The organism is Pseudoalteromonas espejiana DSM 9414, from assembly GCF_002221525.1.
Lineage (GTDB): Bacteria > Pseudomonadota > Gammaproteobacteria > Enterobacterales > Alteromonadaceae > Pseudoalteromonas > Pseudoalteromonas espejiana.
The window spans coordinates 3,547,636-3,568,129 of the sequence record NZ_CP011028.1 but is presented as its reverse complement, the minus strand read 5'-3'; the positions used below and the strand labels follow the sequence as shown (position 1 = coordinate 3,568,129).

At 41.1% G+C, this 20,494-nt stretch carries 18 protein-coding genes and 4 tRNA genes; 14 read left to right on the top strand and 8 right to left on the bottom strand.

The features are described 5' to 3' along the window. Nucleotides 1–38: 38 nt before the first annotated feature. Nucleotides 39–1,520 (top strand): FMN-binding glutamate synthase family protein, encoded by a 1,482-nt coding sequence (locus PESP_RS16275; protein ID WP_089348952.1) that lies wholly within the window; start codon nt 39–41, stop codon nt 1,518–1,520. 69 nt (nt 1,521–1,589) lie between these two features. On the opposite strand, the gene mtnK is transcribed toward PESP_RS16275, so the two are convergent. Then, the gene (gene mtnK, locus PESP_RS16270; RefSeq protein ID WP_089348951.1) at nt 1,590–2,807 is read right to left on the bottom strand and encodes an S-methyl-5-thioribose kinase; all 1,218 of its coding nucleotides are present in this window, start codon (nt 2,805–2,807) and stop codon (nt 1,590–1,592) included. Nucleotides 2,808–2,935: 128 nt separating this feature from the next. Here mtnK and mtnA point away from each other — a divergent pair, with 128 nt between their 5' ends. Continuing rightward, on the top strand, nt 2,936–3,961 hold the full coding sequence (mtnA, locus tag PESP_RS16265) for an S-methyl-5-thioribose-1-phosphate isomerase (protein ID WP_089348950.1): 1,026 nt from the start codon (nt 2,936–2,938) through the stop codon (nt 3,959–3,961). Nucleotides 3,962–4,008: 47 nt separating this feature from the next. On the opposite strand, the gene PESP_RS16260 is transcribed toward mtnA, so the two are convergent. The 3 genes from PESP_RS16260 to PESP_RS16250 are packed head-to-tail and all read right to left on the bottom strand — an operon-like array spanning nt 4,009 to nt 5,854. Next, complete coding sequence (locus PESP_RS16260) at nt 4,009–4,551, bottom strand: 1,2-dihydroxy-3-keto-5-methylthiopentene dioxygenase (protein WP_089348949.1); 543 nt, start codon at nt 4,549–4,551, stop codon at nt 4,009–4,011. Continuing rightward, nucleotides 4,548–5,231 carry an acireductone synthase gene (mtnC, locus tag PESP_RS16255; protein ID WP_089348948.1) on the bottom strand — a complete coding sequence of 228 codons (684 nt, stop codon included), beginning with the start codon at nt 5,229–5,231 and terminating at the stop codon, nt 4,548–4,550. Before mtnC ends, PESP_RS16260 begins: the two co-directional genes overlap by 4 nt. After that, nucleotides 5,231–5,854: a methylthioribulose 1-phosphate dehydratase gene (locus PESP_RS16250; RefSeq protein WP_058548769.1), complete on the bottom strand. Its 624-nt coding sequence runs from the start codon at nt 5,852–5,854 to the stop codon at nt 5,231–5,233. Before PESP_RS16250 ends, mtnC begins: the two co-directional genes overlap by 1 nt. A 107-nt stretch (nt 5,855–5,961) precedes the next feature. Between PESP_RS16250 and PESP_RS16245 the strand changes: the two genes are divergently transcribed. From PESP_RS16245 to PESP_RS16235, 3 genes are read left to right on the top strand one after another with little or no spacing between them, the layout of a single operon-like run. Further along, nucleotides 5,962–7,104: a methionine aminotransferase gene (locus tag PESP_RS16245; protein ID WP_089348947.1), complete on the top strand. Its 1,143-nt coding sequence runs from the start codon at nt 5,962–5,964 to the stop codon at nt 7,102–7,104. Continuing rightward, nucleotides 7,092–7,865, top strand: a complete 774-nt coding sequence (locus PESP_RS16240; RefSeq protein ID WP_089348946.1) for an amidohydrolase — start codon at nt 7,092–7,094, stop codon at nt 7,863–7,865. Before PESP_RS16245 ends, PESP_RS16240 begins: the two co-directional genes overlap by 13 nt. Before the next feature lie 58 nt (nt 7,866–7,923). Continuing rightward, the gene (locus tag PESP_RS16235; protein ID WP_089348945.1) at nt 7,924–9,342 is read left to right on the top strand and encodes a mannose-1-phosphate guanylyltransferase/mannose-6-phosphate isomerase; all 1,419 of its coding nucleotides are present in this window, start codon (nt 7,924–7,926) and stop codon (nt 9,340–9,342) included. A gap of 22 nt (nt 9,343–9,364) precedes the next feature. On the opposite strand, the gene PESP_RS16230 is transcribed toward PESP_RS16235, so the two are convergent. From PESP_RS16230 to PESP_RS16220, 3 genes are all read right to left on the bottom strand, one after another. Further along, complete coding sequence (locus PESP_RS16230) at nt 9,365–11,521, bottom strand: ATP-binding protein (protein ID WP_089348944.1); 2,157 nt, start codon at nt 11,519–11,521, stop codon at nt 9,365–9,367. 118 nt (nt 11,522–11,639) lie between these two features. After that, on the bottom strand, nt 11,640–12,296 hold the full coding sequence (locus PESP_RS16225; protein WP_089348943.1) for a helix-turn-helix transcriptional regulator: 657 nt from the start codon (nt 12,294–12,296) through the stop codon (nt 11,640–11,642). Nucleotides 12,297–12,522: 226 nt separating this feature from the next. Then, nucleotides 12,523–12,885, bottom strand: coding sequence for a histidine triad nucleotide-binding protein (locus PESP_RS16220; RefSeq protein WP_089348942.1), 363 nt, complete (start codon nt 12,883–12,885; stop codon nt 12,523–12,525). Nucleotides 12,886–12,974: 89 nt separating this feature from the next. Between PESP_RS16220 and PESP_RS16215 the strand changes: the two genes are divergently transcribed. Further along, nucleotides 12,975–13,571: a DUF2057 domain-containing protein gene (locus PESP_RS16215; RefSeq protein WP_089348941.1), complete on the top strand. Its 597-nt coding sequence runs from the start codon at nt 12,975–12,977 to the stop codon at nt 13,569–13,571. 57 nt (nt 13,572–13,628) lie between these two features. Here the strand turns inward: PESP_RS16215 and PESP_RS16210 are convergent, their stop codons facing one another. Continuing rightward, complete coding sequence (locus PESP_RS16210) at nt 13,629–15,473, bottom strand: M1 family metallopeptidase (protein WP_089348940.1); 1,845 nt, start codon at nt 15,471–15,473, stop codon at nt 13,629–13,631. A gap of 133 nt (nt 15,474–15,606) precedes the next feature. On the opposite strand from PESP_RS16210, the gene murB reads away from it, so the two are divergent. From murB to tuf, 8 genes are all read left to right on the top strand, one after another. Beyond that, a complete protein-coding gene (gene murB, locus PESP_RS16205; protein ID WP_089348939.1) occupies nt 15,607–16,614 on the top strand; it encodes a UDP-N-acetylmuramate dehydrogenase in 1,008 nt (335 codons plus the stop codon). Beyond that, entirely contained in the window at nt 16,614–17,606 is a 993-nt protein-coding gene (birA, locus tag PESP_RS16200) for a bifunctional biotin--[acetyl-CoA-carboxylase] ligase/biotin operon repressor BirA (protein ID WP_089348938.1), read from the top strand. Before murB ends, birA begins: the two co-directional genes overlap by 1 nt. Further along, on the top strand, nt 17,603–18,322 hold the full coding sequence (locus PESP_RS16195; RefSeq protein ID WP_089348937.1) for a type III pantothenate kinase: 720 nt from the start codon (nt 17,603–17,605) through the stop codon (nt 18,320–18,322). The genes birA and PESP_RS16195 overlap by 4 nt, the downstream gene beginning before the upstream one ends. Nucleotides 18,323–18,439: 117 nt before the next feature. After that, nucleotides 18,440–18,515 (top strand) — tRNA-Thr (locus PESP_RS16190). 40 nt (nt 18,516–18,555) lie between these two features. Further along, a tRNA-Tyr gene (locus PESP_RS16185) sits at nt 18,556–18,640 on the top strand. Nucleotides 18,641–18,685: 45 nt separating this feature from the next. Beyond that, nucleotides 18,686–18,760 (top strand) — tRNA-Gly (locus PESP_RS16180). 11 nt (nt 18,761–18,771) lie between these two features. Beyond that, a tRNA-Thr gene (locus tag PESP_RS16175) sits at nt 18,772–18,847 on the top strand. Nucleotides 18,848–18,982: 135 nt separating this feature from the next. Beyond that, on the top strand, nt 18,983–20,167 hold the full coding sequence (tuf, locus tag PESP_RS16170) for an elongation factor Tu (RefSeq protein ID WP_004589660.1): 1,185 nt from the start codon (nt 18,983–18,985) through the stop codon (nt 20,165–20,167). The last annotated feature ends 327 nt before the right edge of the window (nt 20,168–20,494 follow it).

Below are 20,494 nucleotides of genomic sequence, written 5' to 3'. Positions count from 1 at the left end.
CTTTTTTATTTTTAAAAACAGCCATCAAGGGGCCTTGAATGAGCAATTTTATTATTTTTAGTATTGATGTGTTTGCGAGTATTTTTATTGTCGCACTAGGGTTAATTGTACTTACCGTTATTATTTTTTATATCCGCGATGTAACCCAAACTAAACATGCCATTAGGCGCAATTACCCTGTAATTGGCCGTTTTAGGTATTTTTTTGAACGCCAAGGTGAATTTTTTAGACAATACTTTTTTGCGCTTGATAGAGAAGAAATGCCCTTTAACCGCGCAGAGCGAAGTTGGGTTTATAGGGCGGCTAAAGATGTAGATCGTACTGCGGCATTTGGCTCCACACAAAGCTTAGAAGTAACCGGTACAGTTATGTTTATGAACTGTGCTTTTCCTACTTTGGATGAAGAAGCACTCGACCCAAGTAATGTAACGCTTGGCCCTTATTGTAAAACGCCCTATACCACTAATTCTTTATTTAATATATCGGGCATGAGCTTTGGTGCGCTTTCAAAGCCGGCCGTGCGTGCGCTATCAAAAGGGGCAAAGCTTGCTGGTTGTTGGATGAATACAGGCGAAGGGGGTTTAAGCCCTTATCATTTAGAAGGAGGCGCTGATATTGTATTCCAAATTGGTACTGCTAAATACGGTGTACGTGATGAACATGGAAACTTAAGTACCGATAAGCTAAAAGAAATTGCTGCTCACGACAATGTAAAAATGTTTGAGCTTAAAATGAGCCAAGGCGCTAAGCCCGGCAAAGGTGGCATGCTACCTGGGCGTAAAGTAAATGCTGAAATAGCAAAAATTAGGGGTATACCTGAGGGGCAAGATTCAATTAGCCCTAATGGCCACCCCGAAATTAAAAAGCCAAGCGACATTTTAGATATGATTGCCACAGTGCGAAACGCGACAGGAAAGCCAACCGGTTTTAAAGCCGTTATTGGTGCCTATGCTTGGCTAGAAACGTTACTGGCCGAAATAAACCACCGCGGGCTTGAGTCTGCACCTGACTTTATTACTATTGATAGTGCCGGTGGCGGTACGGGAGCCGCGCCGCAGCCGCTATTAGATTCGGTGGGTTTACCACTGCGTGAAAGCCTACCGCTTGTTGTAAATATGCTTGAAAAACACGGCCTAAGAGAGCGTATTAAAATAATTGCCTCTGGAAAATTAATAGTGCCTTCAAAGGTGGCATGGGCATTAGCGCTTGGTGCCGACTTTGTTGTATCTGCGCGTGGGCATATGTTTTCACTAGGGTGTATTCAAGCCATGCAATGTAATAAAGATACCTGCCCAACAGGTATTACTACTCATAATGAACGCTTACAAAAGGGCTTAAATGTTGCTGATAAAGCGCAGCGAGTAGCAAATTATAATAAGTACATTCATTATGGCGCGGGGTTAATTGCACACTCATGCGGGGTAACCAGCGCACGAGAGCTGAGGCGCGAACATGTGCGTATAGTACAAGAAAGCGGGCTTTCTGAGCCGTTAGATAAAATTTATGAAAACTATAAATAAAAGCGCAAATAGAGGCGTAAATAAGCGCTGGTAATTGCGTTAAAGTTTAAAAGGCGCTTTTGCGCCTTTTTAATTAAGCTGGCTTATCAACAAACTAAAAAAGGCATCTTTGGTTTCGCAGGTATGCGCATTTAAAATCAGCTGCTCGCCTAGTGCCAGTATTTGCTTTTGTACGCTAAGGCGAGTGGCCTCATCGGCAATACTATCAATATCAACCACATGCGCTAACCCTATGGTGCGCCTAATAAGCTCAGCGCCACAGTAACCAATGGCATCTTGCAATACGTTTTTCATAAAATATTGCGCATAAGCTTTGCTACTAAGTGACGCATCTACCGTTTTGGTATCAATAAAATTAAGCCAGTGCTGCTCAAATAGAGTATAGGTTTCGACAATGCAGCTAAGTAAATGTGTTTGATAGTTACGGCGCGTGACAAATTCTTCTATATGCCCCGCTTGCGCGCAGTAATTAAGTAGTAAGTTGCCAATAAAAGAGCCAATATCAAACCCTACAGGGCCAAAAAAGCCAAACTCAGGGTCAATCATCTTAGTTGTGTTTGTATCAACAAAAATACTGCCGCTGTGCATATCGCCGTGTAGTAATGTTTGCGGGTTTGATAAAAAATTAGCTTTTAATTTGGCTATTTCTAACTTTAGTACCGTGTTATCGCGAAGAGCTTTCACTTGCGGGGCAAGCTGCACAGGAAAGTTATTGCGCTCGTGCTCTGTGTACGGATCGCTAAAAAATAAATCTTCGGTTATTTGACAAAGCTCAGGGTTAGTAAATTGCTTAACGAGTGCTTTTTTGTGTTGAGCGGCTAAGTAAAAATCTGAGTTGTAAAAACCTGTGTGGCTTAAGTAACTAGCCACATGCTCGGCTAATTTAGGAAATTGCTGCGCATTATTTTGAGCAGCGCGCAATATTTGTAAGCTGCCTAAATCTTCTAAAATGGTGAGTGCGTAATCATGATTGTAATGCAGCACTTTTGCCGTGTATTCGGTGCAAATAGCACCATGATTAAGTAATACTTGCGCTTCAATGCGGGCTCTATCAAGCGTTAATGACCACGACTCACCCACGCAGCGGGCGTAAGGTAGTGCCTGCTTTAAAATAATGCTGTTGTTTTGCTCATCACTAACTCTAAAAACTAAGTTAAGGTTGCCGTCGCCAAACTCATACGCAGATAAGTTTTGCCCTGCGATAAAAAAATCACATTGCTTAGAATCAATTAACGAATTTACGTATTCGATTGCGCGCTGCGCATCAAAAGCGACATAGTTAGCCATGGTCAAATCTCACATTACCTTTTTAGGCATTCTATACCTTTAAATGTTTAGATGTCTACAAGTCTAACTTGAGAGTTATTCAAACTGATGTAAAATACCTCTACGCATTTAAATTAAGCAAAGTCACCATGCAAAACCTAGTAGCAAGCAGTTTAAAATATGAAAACGGTACATTGAGTGTGCTAAACCAATATTTACTCCCGCATCAGCAAGTGTGGCACGAGTGCAATAGCGTTGAAGCTATGAAAGAGCTGATTATTAGCCTAAAAATTCGTGGAGCGCCTTTAATTGGTTTAGGTGCTAGCTTGCTTGTTGCTCATTTAGCAGAGCAAGGCGCTACAAAAGCAGCGCTTACTGATGCTATTAATGAGCTGGAAGCCACACGCCCAACAGCGGTTAATTTAATGCATTGCATGGCCGCATTAAGAGAGGCGCTTAAGCAAAGTGATTTTGTAATAGCTATAGTAGCCACTGCCGAGCGCCTATTTATTGAAGACATTGAGCTATGCGAGCGTATGGCAACCTTTGGCGCTGAACTTATAAACAGTGGCGATAACATTTTAACGCATTGTAATACTGGAGCATTGGCAACCGCAGGGATAGGCACTGCTTTAGGTGTTATTTATAAAGCGCAGCAGCAACATGGCAATGTACATGTATGGGTTGATGAAACCCGTCCATTATTACAAGGCGGGCGCTTAACCGCGTTTGAACTTGAGCGCTGGAAAATACCGTACACACTCATTTGCGATAATATGGCAGCAAGTTTAATGGCGGCAGGCAAGGTTGATAAAATAGTTGTAGGGGCAGACCGTATTGCCGCTAATGGCGACTTTGCTAATAAAGTGGGAACGTATAATTTAGCAGTGTTAGCGCATTTTCATAATATTCCTTTTTATGTTGTAGCCCCCGTGACCACACTTGATACACACACCATTTGCGGCAATGATATAGAAATAGAGCAGCGAAATAGCGCAGAAGTACGTGGTGTAAGTGGCAGTTTTGGTGAAGCGTTATGGGCGCCAACTAATGCCAATGTTTACAACCCCGCGTTTGATGTAACACCTGCAAAATTAGTAACAGGTTGGGTGTTAGATAGCGGTATTTACGATAAAAGTGATGTAGAAAGTGGGGCATTAGCGGCACTTAAATAGTTTTAAATACCGCTCCACTTACCCCTTTGTGGAGCGTATTACCTTACCTATGGGAGCAACGGAAATTGCTTCGCAATCTCAGATTCAGTGCTTTTTGCAACCCAGCCCTCGGTGTTATTAAATAGTCTAATAGCGGTAAATTCTGGATCGCTACCCATATCAAACCAATGCGGAGTAAGAGTTGGTACTGAGATTAAATCGCCCTTTTGGCATAATACTTGGTAAATTTTAGCGCCAATATGTAGACAAAATAGCCCTTGGCCTTTTACAAAAAAGCGTACTTCGTCTTCACTGTGAGTGTGCTCAAATAAAAATTTTTCACGCATTTGTGGCGCTGCTGGGTTCCCTTTAGCAAGCGAAATAACATCTACAGTTTGGTAACCGTTTTGTTCTTTTAAGCGTGCTATATCATTTTTATACGCATCAATGATCTGCTCATTTGTAGTGCTTTCGTTAATTTGAGCATTTGCTTGCCACTGCTCAAAGCGCACATTTACAAAAGCTAATTGCGCTGCAATTTCATCTGCATTTTCTGTACTGATAAGTACATTTTTAGGGTTATTGTCAGCATAAATTGTTAATTGGCTCATATAAATTGCTCTAATTTAACATTGGTGAAGTCATGCACATAAGGATGCTCGCTTTGCGCTTGTCCATCACGTATTAAATGTAATGTTTTAAGGCCTGCAGCTTTTGCGGCATCGAGCTCTGCGGCTACATCACTTAAAAATAATACCTCGCTTGCATCAAATGGTAGCTGTTCAATAATGGTGTTATATGCAGCTTGCTCTTGCTTTGCGCCTACTTTTGTATCAAAAAAGTCGTTAAAAAGAGCGCGAATATCACCGTAGTCGCTGTATTTAAATAGTAACTGCTGCGCTCTTACTGATCCTGACGAGTACACATAAAGTGCAATATTTTGTGCATGTTGAGCTTGTAAAAAGTCGAATGCATCTGGGTATAAGTGACCTTTAAAATCACCATGTTCGTAACCAGTTTGCCAAATAAGCCCCTGCAATTGCTTTAAAGGCGTTATTTTTTTATCTTCTTCAATCCAAGTGAGTAAAACGCTAATGACTCGTTCTAAATCGGCGTTAGGCTCATCAATAATCGTTTTTACAGCCACTATTTGCTCTGCTACATGGGCTTTTTTAGCGTTTAATCGTAAAAAGGTGGCCAATTGTTTTGCTGCATACGGAAATAGCACGTCTTTTACAAAAGAAATACGTGTAATAGTGCCTTCAATGTCGGTTAAAATTGCTTTTATCATTATAGGTTTGCCTCAATGCCTTCTATTTTTATGCGCTCTAGTTCACAGCTAAATAAAAACTCTAGGCCTTCTAAGTGGCGAAGTGCTTCTTTGTAATTGCGTCCAACTACGTACACGCCATGCCCACGAATTAATACAGCATGCTCAATAGGGGTATGTAAGTGATGATCGCTTAATAGTAAACCTAAGCGTTCTATATCTTGGTCGTTTTCAAAAATAGGGATGCTCAGGGTATCTAAGTGTGAGGTAACACCACTGAGCGACTTTTGCATTTCGTAACCTGATAAATTTAACGTATGGCTTTTTATAACTCGCGATAATACGGTTGCCGCAACCGAGTGCGTATGCAGCACTACGTTAGCGTGCGGTATAAGTTTGTACATACCTAAATGCAGTTGCGTTTCGGCCGATGGGTTGCCAGCACCTTTAATGCGGTTTCCTTCATGGTCAAGCTCAATGAAAGTGTGTGTACCCAGTTGGCCTTTATCAAAGCCGCTAGCGGTAACTACAAACCCTGATGCAGTGCGCGATGAAAAATTTCCACCAGTTGCAGGTACCCAGCCTTTTTGGCTTACCCACTTTCCAGCTTCAATAAGTTGTGAAATAGCGGTATTGTTTTGCATACGTTCCTCACTAATGAGCATTAAGCTTGTTATTTTAGACGGCTATACTTCTGTTTTAAGCAATGATAGCATCGCTTTGAGCGCAAAACCATCCTTAAGGGCATCACGTGTTTGAAAGTAAATTACCAAATTTAGGCGTTAGTATATTTAGCCAAATGAGTGGCTTAGCTAATCAGTTTTCAGCAATTAACTTATCGCAGGGCTTTCCTGAATTCGACGCTCCCGCACTTTTAAAAACACAGTTGAATTACTATGTTCAGCAGGGCGTAAATCAGTATTCGCCCTCAAGCGGTGTACCGCGATTACAGCAGCAAATAGCCAATTTAGTAGAACGAAAATACGCTGCAAAAATTAATGCGGCAGAGCAAGTTACAGTTACATCGGGTGCTACTGAGGCACTATTTGTTGCTATTCAAACTATAGTACGCCCTGATGATGAAGTCATCGTATTCGACCCCGCTTATGACTCTTACCAACCCGCAATTGAGTTAGCAGGCGGTAAGGCAGTACATGTTGCGCTAAGTGCGCCAAATTATACAATTGATTGGCAGATTGTAAGCCAAGCAATTACTAAAAACACCCGCGCTATCATTGTTAATACACCACATAACCCAAGTGGTAAAATACTTCAGCCGCAAGATATAAAAGAACTTAAAGAGTTGGTAAGTGCTCACAACATATTTGTAATTAGCGATGAGGTTTATGAACACATCACTTTTGACGGCCAGCAACATTTAAGTATGCTGCGCGACGAGCAACTAAGAGAAAAAAGCTTTGTTATATCAAGCTTTGGCAAAACATTTCATAGTACAGGTTGGAAAATGGGTTACTGTATTGCACCTGCACACCTAGCTACTGAATTTAGAAAAATCCATCAATACGTTACATTTTCAAGCTTTACGCCAGCGCAGCATGCACTAGCCGATATGCTAGAGCAACAGGGCGAGCATGTAGATGAGTTAAGTGGTTTTTATCAGCAAAAACGCGATTTATTAATAAAGCATTTGAGTGATAGCCGCTTTAACATTTTACCAAGCCAAGGCACTTACTTTTTATTGCTCGATTATAGTGATGTGTCTGACTTAAACGATGTTGATTTTTGTCACTGGCTTGTAGAGCAGGCAGGTGTTGCGGCAATTCCGCTTAGTGTGTTTTATAAGCAGCCCTCAAATGATAAAGTGATTCGACTATGTTTTGCTAAAAACGATGAAACCTTAATAGAGGCTGCGCAAATATTATGTCAACTTTAACGCTTACCTTAGTGCAAAGTGAGCTGCATTGGCTCGATAAAGATGCCAATTTAGCCATGTTTGATAAAAAATTAGCAGAGATAATCGCTAACCCCGATTTAATTTTATTACCCGAAACCTTTGCCACTGGTTTTGCAATTAACCTTGATTGTGCAGAGCCTGAAAACGGCAAAGTACTTACTTGGCTAAAAGTGCAAGCACATAAACATAACGCAGTTATTGCAGGGTCGGTATTAGTTGCGCAAGGCGACAAAAAAGCCAATCGCTTTTATTGGGTAAAACCCGATGGTGAGGTGAATTATTATGACAAACGCCATTTATTTAGATTAGGAAGTGAAGGCGATTACGTTGTAGCAGGGCAAGCGCGTAAAACATTTGAAATTAATGGCTTTAAGCTACTTCCACAGGTGTGTTACGACCTACGCTTTCCGGTGTTTCAGCGTAATAATAACGACTACGATGTAATGATAAACGTAGCCAATTGGCCTGCAGTTCGTCGCCACATTTGGGATACGTTATTAATGGCACGCGCAATGGAAAACCTATGTTACGTAGTGGCTGTAAACCGTATTGGCGATGACGGTAATGGTGTAGCGCACAATGGTGGCACGGCCGTATATGATTTTAAAGGCGATACGCTCGCAAAAGCAAAAGATAATACGCAAGAGTTACTCACTGTAACGCTTGAAAAAGCGCCACTGGAAGATTTTAAAGCCGCGTTCCCCGCTTATTTAGATGCCGACGCTTTTACATTGGTATAAATTAGCGCCTGGCCCATAAAGTGCTAAAATAGCCGCTGATATTTTTATTGGCGGCTTTATGCATACATCCTTTATTACACCGGTAATTTTAGCAGGCGGCATTGGTACTCGGTTATGGCCGCTTTCTCGCCAAGCGATGCCTAAGCAATTTTTACCCTTGCTTGATAACACACACTCGTTATTACAAAGCACGTTAGCGCGTGTATCAGGTGATCAGTTTGCAAAGCCAATACTTGTTTGTAACGAACAACACCGTTTTATTGCCGCCGAACAAAGCACCATTGCTAACCCTCAAGCGCTTTTACTAGAGCCGCAGGGTAAAAATACGGCGCCTGCCATTGCGTTAGCTGCGCATTACGCGCTACAGCAGGGTATTGAAGAGCCAATGTTGGTGATGCCAGCCGATCATCATATTGAAAATTTTGATGAGCTAACACTTCAGTTAAATGATGCGGTTAAGTTAGCTGAGCAAGGCATGCTAGTTACATTTTCAATTACACCCACCAAGGCGCACACCGGATTTGGCTATATAAAGCAAGGCAGTAAAATATCAGGCTCAAATTGTTTTGAAGTCGCTGAATTTAAAGAAAAGCCAAACTTAGCTACGGCGCAAAAATACTTAGCTGAAGGCGGTTATAGTTGGAATAGCGGCATGTTTTTATTTACGCCACGTGCTTATTTAAATGAGCTTGAACGTTTTGCGCCAAAAATAGCGCACAGTGTGAAAGCGGCATCTCAGTTTTCACACGACTTAGGCTTTACAAGGCCAAACATAGAACCACTTAAAAGCTGCCCAAGTGACTCTATTGATTATGCTATTTTAGAGCGCAGCAATAATGTAGCGGTTATGCCTGTTGCGCTTAAGTGGAGTGATGTAGGTAGCTTTAGTGCTCTTGCAAGCCTTACTAAGCAAGATGCGCACGGTAATAACGAAAACCAAAACCATACAGCGCAAAACAGTACTAATAATTTTGTTATTAGCGAACACGACCATAGTATCGCAACGCTTGGGGTAAGTGATTTAGCCATTATTCACACCCACGACGCCACACTGGTTGCCGATAAAAATAAGCTCGATGGTTTACCTTTATTACTTAAACAATTAGCACAGAGCCAAAGCGATAAACTCAGTCACCATCAGGTTGTGTATCGTCCATGGGGTAACTATCGCACTTTGGTTGAAGGTAGTGGTTTTAAAGTTAAAAAAATAACCGTTAATAGTGGTGCTAAACTTTCAACGCAGCGCCATCAGCATCGTGCAGAGCATTGGGTAGTGGTATCGGGTATTGCAGATGTTCGTATTGATGAGCAGTTGCTAACACTAAACCACGACCAATCTTGCTATATTGCCGCTAAGCAAATACACAGTTTAGCTAACAATCAACAAGCGCCCTTAATAGTCATTGAAGTACAAACCGGCACTGTATTAGATGAAAGCGATATAGAGCGATTTGATGATAAGTATGGAAGGGAGTAAAGCAGCCCTAGCTAAAACTTAGCTACCCCAACTGCCCACGCACAAATTTTAAGTATTGCTCTAAACTGCGTTGCCATAATTCTAACGCTTCATCAAGCAGGTTATTGTGAGGTTTATTATCAAGCAATCGGCGCTCTATCTTTTTCAGTTCAATGCCGTAGCGGTTAAACCCGAGTTGCAAAGCGGTGCTTGCTTGGCGGTGCAATAATTTAATGCATTGCTCAGGCTGATGATCAATAAGCTCTTGGCAGCGGGTGAGTTTAGTACGTGCTGAGAGCACAAATTCATTATAAATAGATGATACTTCGTCTTCACTAAAGGAGCTGGTGAGCGTTTCGGCTGCGGTTTCATCATATAAGGTATCAATAAGCTCTACAGCTATATTAGCTGATTGATTAGATTGCGAGTCGCTTAAAGCTTGGCGAAGCTTTTGTTGCTTAATCGGTTTGCCAACAATATCTTTTATACCAAGTGATAAATACTCTTTAACTTCATCAGGGCTCAAGCTCGCTGTAAAGGCTAGTACAGGTGTGCGCTGGTTTTTATGCTCCATGCGCTGCAAGCTTTTTAGCACTTCTTGACCTGTTAAGTCGGGTAAATTCATATCAAGCAAAATAACGTCAAAATGGTGAGCTTGCATCAACTCAATGGCACTTTTTCCATCTTTAGCAAGTTTAACCTTATGCTCATCATCGGCCATAAATTCTATGGCTATCTTTTGGTTTAAATCTAAATCCTCAACTAACAGCACATCAAGCCCTGTTAAGTAATCTTTATTTTGGTGGCGCTGCTCTACTAGGCTAAGCTCCCCTAAAGTAAAGGTGGTCGTAAAGCTAAACACGCTACCTGTGCCTAACTGGCTGGTTATTTCTAATCGGCTGCCTAGCTTTTCGAGCAAGCGACTGGTTATTGCAAGGCCAAGCCCTGTGCCGCCTTTTTCTTTACCAGCGCTACTTTGCACATAAGGCTCGGTTAGGTAGGCTATTTCGTCTTTTTCTATACCTGGGCCTGAGTCTTTAACGCTAATTTTTATAGTGTGCTCAAGCTGTTTATCGCTAATTAAATCAACCTGAATTTTTACCGTACCGTGGTCAGTAAATTTAATGGCATTACCTACAAGGTTAATAATTATTTGTCGTAATTTTTGCTGATCGCAGTAGTAACAAGCTTGCTCTGGAATATTACACATTAACTCAAATTTAAGCTGTTTTTGCTCTGCAAGCGGGCTAAGCAATAAACATAAGTTGTTTAACCACGTTTTAAATTCAATGTCTTCTTCGTAAAGCGCTTCGTCGCTTTGATCTAAGCTCGCGTAATCAAGCACCTTATCTACGAGTAAATTTAATGACTCGGCTGAATTAATAATAGCCTCGCAATAGGCTTTATTGTGATTGTTGGTGCTTTGGTTCATAACCAGTTGTGCGCTACCTAAAATACCATTTAAGGGGGTGCGAATTTCGTGGCTAATAGTCGATAAAAATAACCCTCTTATTTCTAAATCTTTTTGTGCTTTGTCGGCGAGTTTATTGAGGTTTTTTTCTCGTCGTTCGTTACATAGTAGTGCCATACCCGCGGCATAAAACATAGGTGCAATAATGCCATTTAAAAATAATAAACTACTAAACCATGGACTTTGCAGTAGGCTTGGTTGGTCAATATTAACCATAAATAATGAGCGACTAATAAAGCTCAGCGCTACTAAAGTTAATATTAAAATATAAACAATAGTACCGTTAGGGTAGGGCTTTCGGGCGTATTTAATAAATAGAAAAAGTAAAAAAGCGGCCTCAGCAATATGCTGTACATCGGAGACGTAAATGCGCTCTCTTAAAGAGGGGTCAAAAAACGAGTAATAACCAAGCATGACCGCGCTAAACGCTGTAAAAGAGCAAAGTAGCTTAAAGCCAATGCCTTTATAATTTAAAAACTGGCATATTGCTAGGCTGTGCACAATGGAAGCACCAAACATCATGCTGCTTGCTATGCTTATTACTATTAAGTTGTGGGTTTTACCAATAAGGGTAAATCCAATCACGGCACCTAGTAATAAAACTGGATAAAAAATATAGAGCAAAGTACCGGGTGTGTTTTTATTAGTACGCCAAGTTAAAAAGTTAAGGAGGGTCATTACAATAATAACCGCAATGCTGGCAAAAAAGAGGGTAAATGAATCGAGCATACTAGGTTCCAGCAATAGGTACTTTAACTAGAGTAATAAAAAGTGAAAACTTTAACAAGTGGCCAGTACAAACAAAAACAGACACCTAAGTGTCTGTTTTTAATGTACGAAATTAAATTTATCGAATTTCGTCAGGAATGTTCTGCTGAGCCCATGATAAGAGCTCAATACGGTTACGACATTTAGTTTTTCTAAATGCGCTGTATAAATGTGTTTTAACTGTGTGTGGGCTGATGCTTAGGTCTTCAGCAATTTCTTTGTTTTTAGAACCCTTACTCATTAACGAGATTATTGCTTTTTCTCGTTTAGTGAGTTTGATTGGTTCAATATCGCCTTCGGTCAGCTTATGCAGTGCGTCTTTATTAAACTGCAACATTCGGTTTAATGCATTACACATGATGTCGCGTCTATACCAAAGCTGATCCTCTAAAAGTAAGCGAATACCTTTCATTAAAACATCGGCGTTATCTGTTGTATAAAATACCCCGCGAATACCGCTTAAAAGCGCGCGGTTAGCAAGCTCTGGGTTTTCGTCTAAATTAAATAACACGATATCGCACTTAGTACGCAGGTTTACAAGTTGTTCTTTTAGTTTTCCCCATGCGTCTTGGCTTGATGTTTCAATGAACAGTAGTCGAGTCCCTTCTGGTACATCTAAAATGTTTGTACCCGTAGTTACGTCAAGGCCTTGCGTTTTTAACAAAGGTTCTAAAACGTTAATGCCAATGGTGTTAATTGGCTCTTGATCTAATAACAAAAAGGCTGAACTGCTCATGTTTTTATACTCTTTTATAAAGCTGACTGGTTAAGTTTATCACGACTTCCACACCTTTTGTATTAGAAAGTCGGGTTTCGCCTTGGTTACAAGTACGATTTTACGATTATTTAAACATAAAATGTTGCAATTAAGTAATTATTTTTCACTTTATATACATGATAAACCATAACATTTGTAATCAGTGAAATGTTGATTTTTTTTGTAAATAATTATTTTAAATTATTTATTTTTTTGTGTTTTGGTACGGTGGCCAGCCCATTTCTTTGCCTGCAAGCATATGTAAATGAATATGATATACGGTTTGTCCGCCATGTTCGTTGCAGTTCATTACCACCCTATAGCCGTCTTCACTGAAGTTAAATTGCTTGGCTAATTTAGCAGCTACAACGTATAAATTTCCAACTAAATGTGAATTTTCACTATTTATTTCATTTATAGTGGCAATTGCTTTTTTTGGAATAATTAACACATGAAAAGGGGCTTGTGGGTTTATATCTTTAAACGCAAGGGTGTTTTCGTCTTCGTAAATTATATCGGCAGGAATTTCACGGTTAATAATTTTTGTAAAAATAGTCTCTGAGCTCATAGTGGTTTCAATTTAACAATTTGAATTTAAAGTCACTAATGACAAATTTTGCTAGCAGTGTCAAACTGAAATCAACCAAAGGAGTTTTTATGCGTAAATCAATGTTAATAGCAAGTGCTGCAGCACTATTATTTAGTATGTCGGCAAGCGCAGGAAATATTCACTTTCCTGAAGAGTTAGTTCCTTTACAAGTGGGCGATAGAGTAATTGAAAGCTCTATATTTAGCCGTGTAGATGATATAGAACTAGCACCGGGGTCTTACCAATTAAAGTTAAAGTACACGGATTTGTACGAACACGGTTTTGACGATCATGAGGTAATTGAGTCAGAGCCTTTTTGGGTTGATATTACTCTTGATGAAAATAAAGATTACGACATGGTGTTTAACCGCGCCGATAATGCGGTATCAGCTAAAATATTTGCCGAAGCGCCGCAGGTTAGCTTAATGCCTAAAGGTGCATCTGTTGCACAGCCTTTGAGTGTTATTTCTGAGACTCAGCTAGCCAGCCAAAAACCTGCAATGCAAAATAGTGTGCCGGCTGGGCCTACGCGTCCAAGTCAGCCTATTAAGCCTATTGCACCAATTAATGGTAAAGGTATGCCTAGTGTGCCGCAAATGCTGGAGTTTTGGTGGCAACAAGCAACACCCGCTGAGCGAAAAGCCTTTTTAGAAAAGGTTAAGTAAGTGAGTTTAAAAATAAAAAAGGCCGATAAATCGGCCTTTTTTGTTTATTAACACTGCTTATTTTTCAAATAACGCGTCAATAGTCCCTTGTGCAAGAGGGTGGTAGCCTGGGCGTGCTTTTAAGTACACGCTTTGTGCCCATTCTTTTTTACCATTTGTAATAAGTGCTTTGTAAAGCGGCACTATTAACTTACGACGGCCAATACCCGACAAATGCTTATCAAGCGCTGGATAAATTGGCTGATAACCATTACCTACCGCAAGCATAAACCATGCAAATGCACGTTCAGCATTGGTTGACTGTGTTAAGTTAAACTCGCTATCTAGCTCGCTCATTTTATCTAAGCTTAAATCACGTGGTAGGTTATTTAAAAAGTGTAACCATTCGTGCACTGTCCACTGAGTTGTTGGTAGTTGTGCTGCTGTGGCTTCGCCTTTTAACCAAGCGGCGCTAGCTGTATCAACTTTATCAAACGCATCTGATGTTGGGTTTGGTGCATCGCTTGGTAAACCAGGTTCAAAAATCCACTCGTTTACTTTATCCATGCTTACAACACCAGGGTACTTATCGATTAAGTTTGCTTTTATGTAAGTTACAAACTGTGCTGTAGTCAGTGATTTAAACGAAAACTCTTTAAAGTACGTTTTTACAAACGGGTCAAACTTATCGCGGCCGTACTTTTCTTCTAAGTAGATTAAAAATAGCTGACCTTTTGTGTATGGTACTGAGCTAAACGCATCATCTGGATCGCGGCCATTAAGTTTTAAGTTAAGGCGAGTGTCTGGCGCGTCAATTGTTTTAAGCTGTGCGCGTAAGCCTGCTGCATCAAGTGCTTGTTCCATTACTGCACGGTCGCGGCCAAATACCTCTTCCATAATGCGGTTTTCAACGTACGAGGTAAAACCTTCGTTTAACCATAAATCTTCCCACGTTGCGTTGGTAACTAAGTTACCAGACCAAGAGTGTGCAAGCTCATGTGCAATAAGGTTTACTAAGCTTTTATCACCTGCAACTACGGTAGGGGTAATAAACGAAAGGCGCGGATTTTCCATGCCACCAAACGGAAAGCTAGGCGGTAACATTAATAAATCGTAACGGCCCCATGCGTATTCACCATACATTTCGTTGGTTTTGTCGATCATGGCTTGGGTGTCGTTAAATTCAGCTACAGAGGCGTCTAAAATTTCAGGCTCTGCAAAAATACCGGTTTGATGAGACATGGCTTTAAATTCTAAATTACCTGCGCCAATGGCAATAAGGTATGGAGAAATTGCCTGTGGCATATCGAAGTGGTAATCACCATCTTTGTAAAGTGCATCTTTATTGTCGGCACTCATAACCGCACGAATATCTTTTGGTGTATGAATACGCGCCGAGTATGTTACGCGCATTGCAGGTGTATCTTGTACAGGTAACCAACTACGCGCATGAATAGCTTGCGATTGGCTATACATAAATGGGTGTGTTTTACTCGCTGTTTGCTCTGGTGTTAACCATTGAAGGCCAGACGCTTCTGGGCGGCTGTTATAGTAAATACGTACTTTAGGTGCTTGGCTTTTCAGCGTAATTGTTAGTTTTGAACCTTTTACATCATCGCGCTCGGCAAGTGTAAATTTAGCTTTATGCCAATCACCCGAGGTGTCTTGGTACATTACTTTATCAATGTCTAAGTCGCGCGTATCAAGTACCAGCTTTTTGCTATTGGTATTGTTCCACTTTAGCGTGTGCTCAACAAAACCTTCTAATTGCTTGTCGGCAAAGTCGACATCTAAATCAAGGTTTAAGTGCGTTGTAACTACATCGTCTAGGTTGGCGTATGAGTTTTGGTCAATCGCGTTTGCCATTGCTTGTGAGCACATACCTGCCATAGCGAGGCTTAAAAAAAGAGGTTTGATTTTCATAAATACCCTGAACACATATAAATAAGTGCAGGTTTTATATCATGATTGCCACAGTGGGTTGAGTGATTTTTACATTCTTTGCGACAATAAGGTAAACTACTGCGATTAGTTACCAGTACACTCAGAGAGCTTTGTGGCGCACTCATTAAAATCTTTACATACCTTTGCTCTAAATAGCCAATGCCAAAACTTTGTTGAAATAACCTCACTTGAGCAACTTAAAGCCCAGGGCTTTAATGCCCCATTTTGCTTATTAGGTGAGGGTAGTAATACAATTTTTTTAGATGACTACGCAGGTACTGTTATTAAAATGGCCACCAAAGGCATAACTATTACAGAACGTGAAAGTGATTGCTTAATAACCGCAGCTGCAGGGGAAAATTGGCATAACCTAGTGCGTTATTTACTAGAGAAAAATATTGCAGGGCTTGAAAACTTAGCATTAATACCGGGCACTGTTGGTGCTGCGCCTGTTCAAAATATTGGGGCGTACGGCGTAGAGCTGGCTAAATTTGTTGAGTCGGTTGAGTATTTTGATATAGCTACGCAAAGTATGGTTACACTTACTAATGAGCAATGTGAGTTTGCTTATCGTGATTCTGTTTTTAAGCATGCGTTAAAAAACAAAGCGGTAATCACTCGGGTAAACCTAGCAGTACCTAAGCAATGGCAGCCAGTTTTAAATTATGGGCCATTGCAATCGTTAAAAAATCCAACACCTACAATGGTTTTTGAACATGTTATCGCTACGCGCAATAGCAAGCTTCCTAATCCTTACACATTACCTAATGCGGGCAGCTTTTTTAAAAACCCGATTATCACAAATAAGAGCTTGGCTGCATTACTTGGCCGCTTTGTAGATTTACCGCATTACAAATACGGTGATAATCATCACAAAGTGGCCGCAGGTTGGTTAATTGATCAAGCAGGCTTAAAAGGTCATAAAGTGGCGGGTATTGAGGTGCATCAACAACAAGCTCTAGTACTGGTAAACCATGGTCAAAGCCAAGGCCCTGATTTAATAGCGATGATTAAGCATATTCAAGCTGTTGTGCTAAACCGTTACAATATAAAGCTTGAGCATGAGGTAAGGCTAATAAATAGCAAAAGCGAATGCCACATTACTGCGGAGAATGTGTAATGAAAGCACCTGATGGAAATAAACTCGCTATATTAAATGCACTTAACCAAGGTGGCTTTGTATCTGGGCAAGCATTAGGTGAGCAGTTAGGTATAAGCCGTGCGGCAGTGAGTAAGCATATTCAAACCTTGCAATATATGGGGCTAGATATTTTTAAAGTAACCGGCAAAGGTTACAGCTTAAATAATCAAGTTGGTTTACTTAATCAAGCAAGTATTAGCAAGCATTACCAAGCACTGGGTGCTAATACAGCGCAGGTAGAAGTACATCCTATTATAGATTCTACCAATAGCGAGCTTATGCGCCGCGTTCAAAGTAAATCTGAGCTAGAGTCGGGCACTGTTGTTGTAGCTGAAATGCAGCAAGCAGGGCGCGGCAGGCGAGGACGAGTGTGGCAATCTCCGTTTGGGGCTAACTTGTATTACAGTTATTTTTGGCGTTTAGATGATGGCCTACAAGCCGCTATGGGCGTATCAATTGCCGTAGGGCTTGCAGTATACGATGCCATTAAAGCCCTTTACGGTATTAATATAGAGCTTAAATGGCCAAACGACATATACATTAACAAGCAAAAATTAGCTGGCGTATTAGTTGAGTTAGATGGCCAGCCACAAGGCCCGTGCCAATTAGTAATAGGTATTGGTATTAATTTACATATGCCGCAAAACACCAGCCAACATATTGACCAAGCTTGGACCGACCTTAGCCAACACACCACCGCGCTTGATAAAAATCAGCTAGTGGCATCGCTTACCTATCACCTAGAGCAACGCTTAGCGCAGTACCAGCAAGATGGCTTGCAAACCATGTATGCACAATGGAACGCGCTTAATGCCTTTGCGGGAGAGTGCGTGGAGCTAAATACTGGGCACAGAAGTTGGCGCGGTATATGTGAAGGAATAGATCAGCATGGTGGTATTCGTATTCGCCAAGACGGCGAAGTAAAAAGCTATTATGGCGGCGAAATATCACTCAGAAAGGCCGCACTATGAAATTACTGATAGATGTAGGTAATACTTCTTTAAAAGCAGCGTTGTGGCATAACCAACAGATACAGCCTACTGATTTGAGTGAGCTACCTTGGCAGTCAGTAACTGAAGTTGTATATGCCTGCGTAGGGAAAAGCGAGCAATTAAACAGTGTTCTTGCAGTGGCTTCTCAAAAAAGCATACCGTGTTTTGAGGCAAGCGTTACAAAACAACTTGGCGCAATTACCTGTGCTTACGAGCAGGTTAGCAACTTAGGTATAGATAGATGGCTTGCGATAATAGCTGCCTATACGCTTTACCCAAACACCCCCTGTATTGTTGTTGATGCTGGCACCGCAACTACCATCGATGTGCTCAGTGCAAAAGGAGAGCATTTAGGGGGATGGATATTACCCGGCCTTGATTTAATGACGCGCTCGCTGACACAAAATACACAGCGCGTATTTGACGATGCCAACACTCCCTTTTTAAATGAATTAGGTAAAAACACCCCTAATGGATTAAAAAATGGCGCGCTGGTGGCAACGCTTGGTGCTATTGAACAGGCAAAAATTCACTTAAACCAAGTAACCGGCTCACATAATCCACAAATAATATGTGCCGGTGGCTATGGTTTGCTGTTACAACAACAAATAAGTGGCAGTATTTTTGATTCTTTACTGGTTATGAAAGGATTAAATTACTGGCATGAGTTAAGTAAAAACGACGAAAAACTATAAAATTAAGCACTTTTGCATGAATTGTGAGCATTTAAGCTAAAAAATTACATTTTTTTTAATTTTATTGTTGCATCACAATAAACCTTACTCTAATATCTCGCCCCGTACTAAAGCAGTGCCGACTTAGCTCAGCTGGTAGAGCAACTGACTTGTAATCAGTAGGTCAACCGTTCGACTCGGTTAGTCGGCACCACTTTCCTTTTACCGAAAGTGAATTAGTAAAGAATTATCGTGGAGGGGTTCCCGAGCGGCCAAAGGGATCAGACTGTAAATCTGACGGCTCAGCCTTCGCTGGTTCGAATCCAGCTCCCTCCACCACTTTATTCTTGACGGTTAGAGGTAGTTTAAGAACAGGTTCCTAAAGCGGGCATCGTATAATGGCTATTACCTCAGCCTTCCAAGCTGATGATGCGGGTTCGATTCCCGCTGCCCGCTCCAATTATGGTGTTGCTGATATAGCTCAGTTGGTAGAGCGCACCCTTGGTAAGGGTGAGGTCGGCAGTTCAAATCTGCCTATCAGCACCAGTCATTAGAATCTCCTTGAATACTTCCTTTATCTGTCAGAAAAAACTATTTGAAATTTGAAAAAATTAAATTAATCTACCTCTGGTGGATTATTTTCATATGTAATCTAGATACACAAAACTGATAGGTTCCGTCATGGCAAAAGAAAAGTTTGAACGCGTAAAACCGCACGTAAACGTTGGTACAATCGGCCACGTTGACCACGGTAAAACTACACTAACTGCAGCAATCACTAACGTACTTGCAAAAGTATACGGCGGTGTTGCTAAAGATTTCGCATCAATCGATAACGCTCCAGAAGAGCGCGAGCGTGGTATCACAATCTCAACTTCTCACGTTGAGTACGATACTCCAACTCGTCACTACGCACACGTAGATTGTCCTGGTCACGCCGATTATGTTAAAAACATGATCACTGGTGCTGCTCAAATGGACGGCGCTATCTTAGTAGTAGCTGCGACTGACGGCCCTATGCCACAAACTCGTGAGCACATCCTACTTTCTCGTCAGGTTGGCGTACCTTACATCGTTGTATTCATGAACAAATGTGACATGGTTGACGACGAAGAGCTACTTGAGCTAGTAGAAATGGAAGTTCGTGAACTTCTTTCTGAGTACGACTTCCCAGGTGATGACTTACCACTAATTCAAGGTTCTGCTCTTAAAGCACTTGAAGGCGAAAAGCAGTGGGAAGACAAGATCGTTGAGCTTGCAGAAGCACTAGATTCTTACATTCCAGAGCCAGAGCGTGACATCGATAAGCCATTCATCATGCCTATCGAAGATGTTTTCTCAATCCAAGGCCGTGGTACAGTTGTAACTGGTCGTGTTGAAGCTGGTATCATCAACGTAAATGACGAAGTTGAAATCGTTGGTATCAAAGAGACTACTAAGTCTACTTGTACTGGTGTTGAAATGTTCCGTAAGCTTCTTGACGAAGGTCGTGCTGGTGAGAACATTGGTGCACTTTTACGTGGTACTAAGCGTGAAGACGTTGAACGTGGTCAAGTACTAGCTAAGCCTGGTTCAATCAACCCACACACTACATTCACTTCAGAAGTATACGTACTTTCTAAAGATGAAGGTGGTCGTCATACTCCATTCTTTAAAGGTTACCGTCCACAGTTCTACTTCCGTACAACTGACGTAACTGGTGACGTACAGTTACCAGAAGGCGTAGAAATGGTAATGCCTGGTGATAACGTTAAGATGACAGTAACTCTAATCGCGCCAATCGCGATGGACGAAGGTCTTCGTTTCGCTATCCGTGAAGGTGGCCGTACTGTAGGTGCTGGTGTTGTAGCAACTATCGTAGAGTAATAGTTAACTTTTAAGTTAATTATTAGAAAAAGGTCACTTAGGTGGCCTTTTTTAATGCCTGAAATTTAGCTTACATGAAGGTGGCGCTCTTACCTTAGGCATAGGTGCTTTGTAGCAACGTTCAATGAGAAATAATTAACGTTTAAGTTAATTATTAGAAAAAGGTCACTTAGGTGGCCTTTTTTAATGCCTGAAATTTAGCTTACATGAAGGTGGCGCTCTTACCTTAGGCATAGGTGCTTTGTAGCAACGTTCAATGAGAAATAATTAACGTTTAAGTTAATTATTAGAAAAAGGTCACTTAGGTGGCCTTTTTTAATGCCTGAA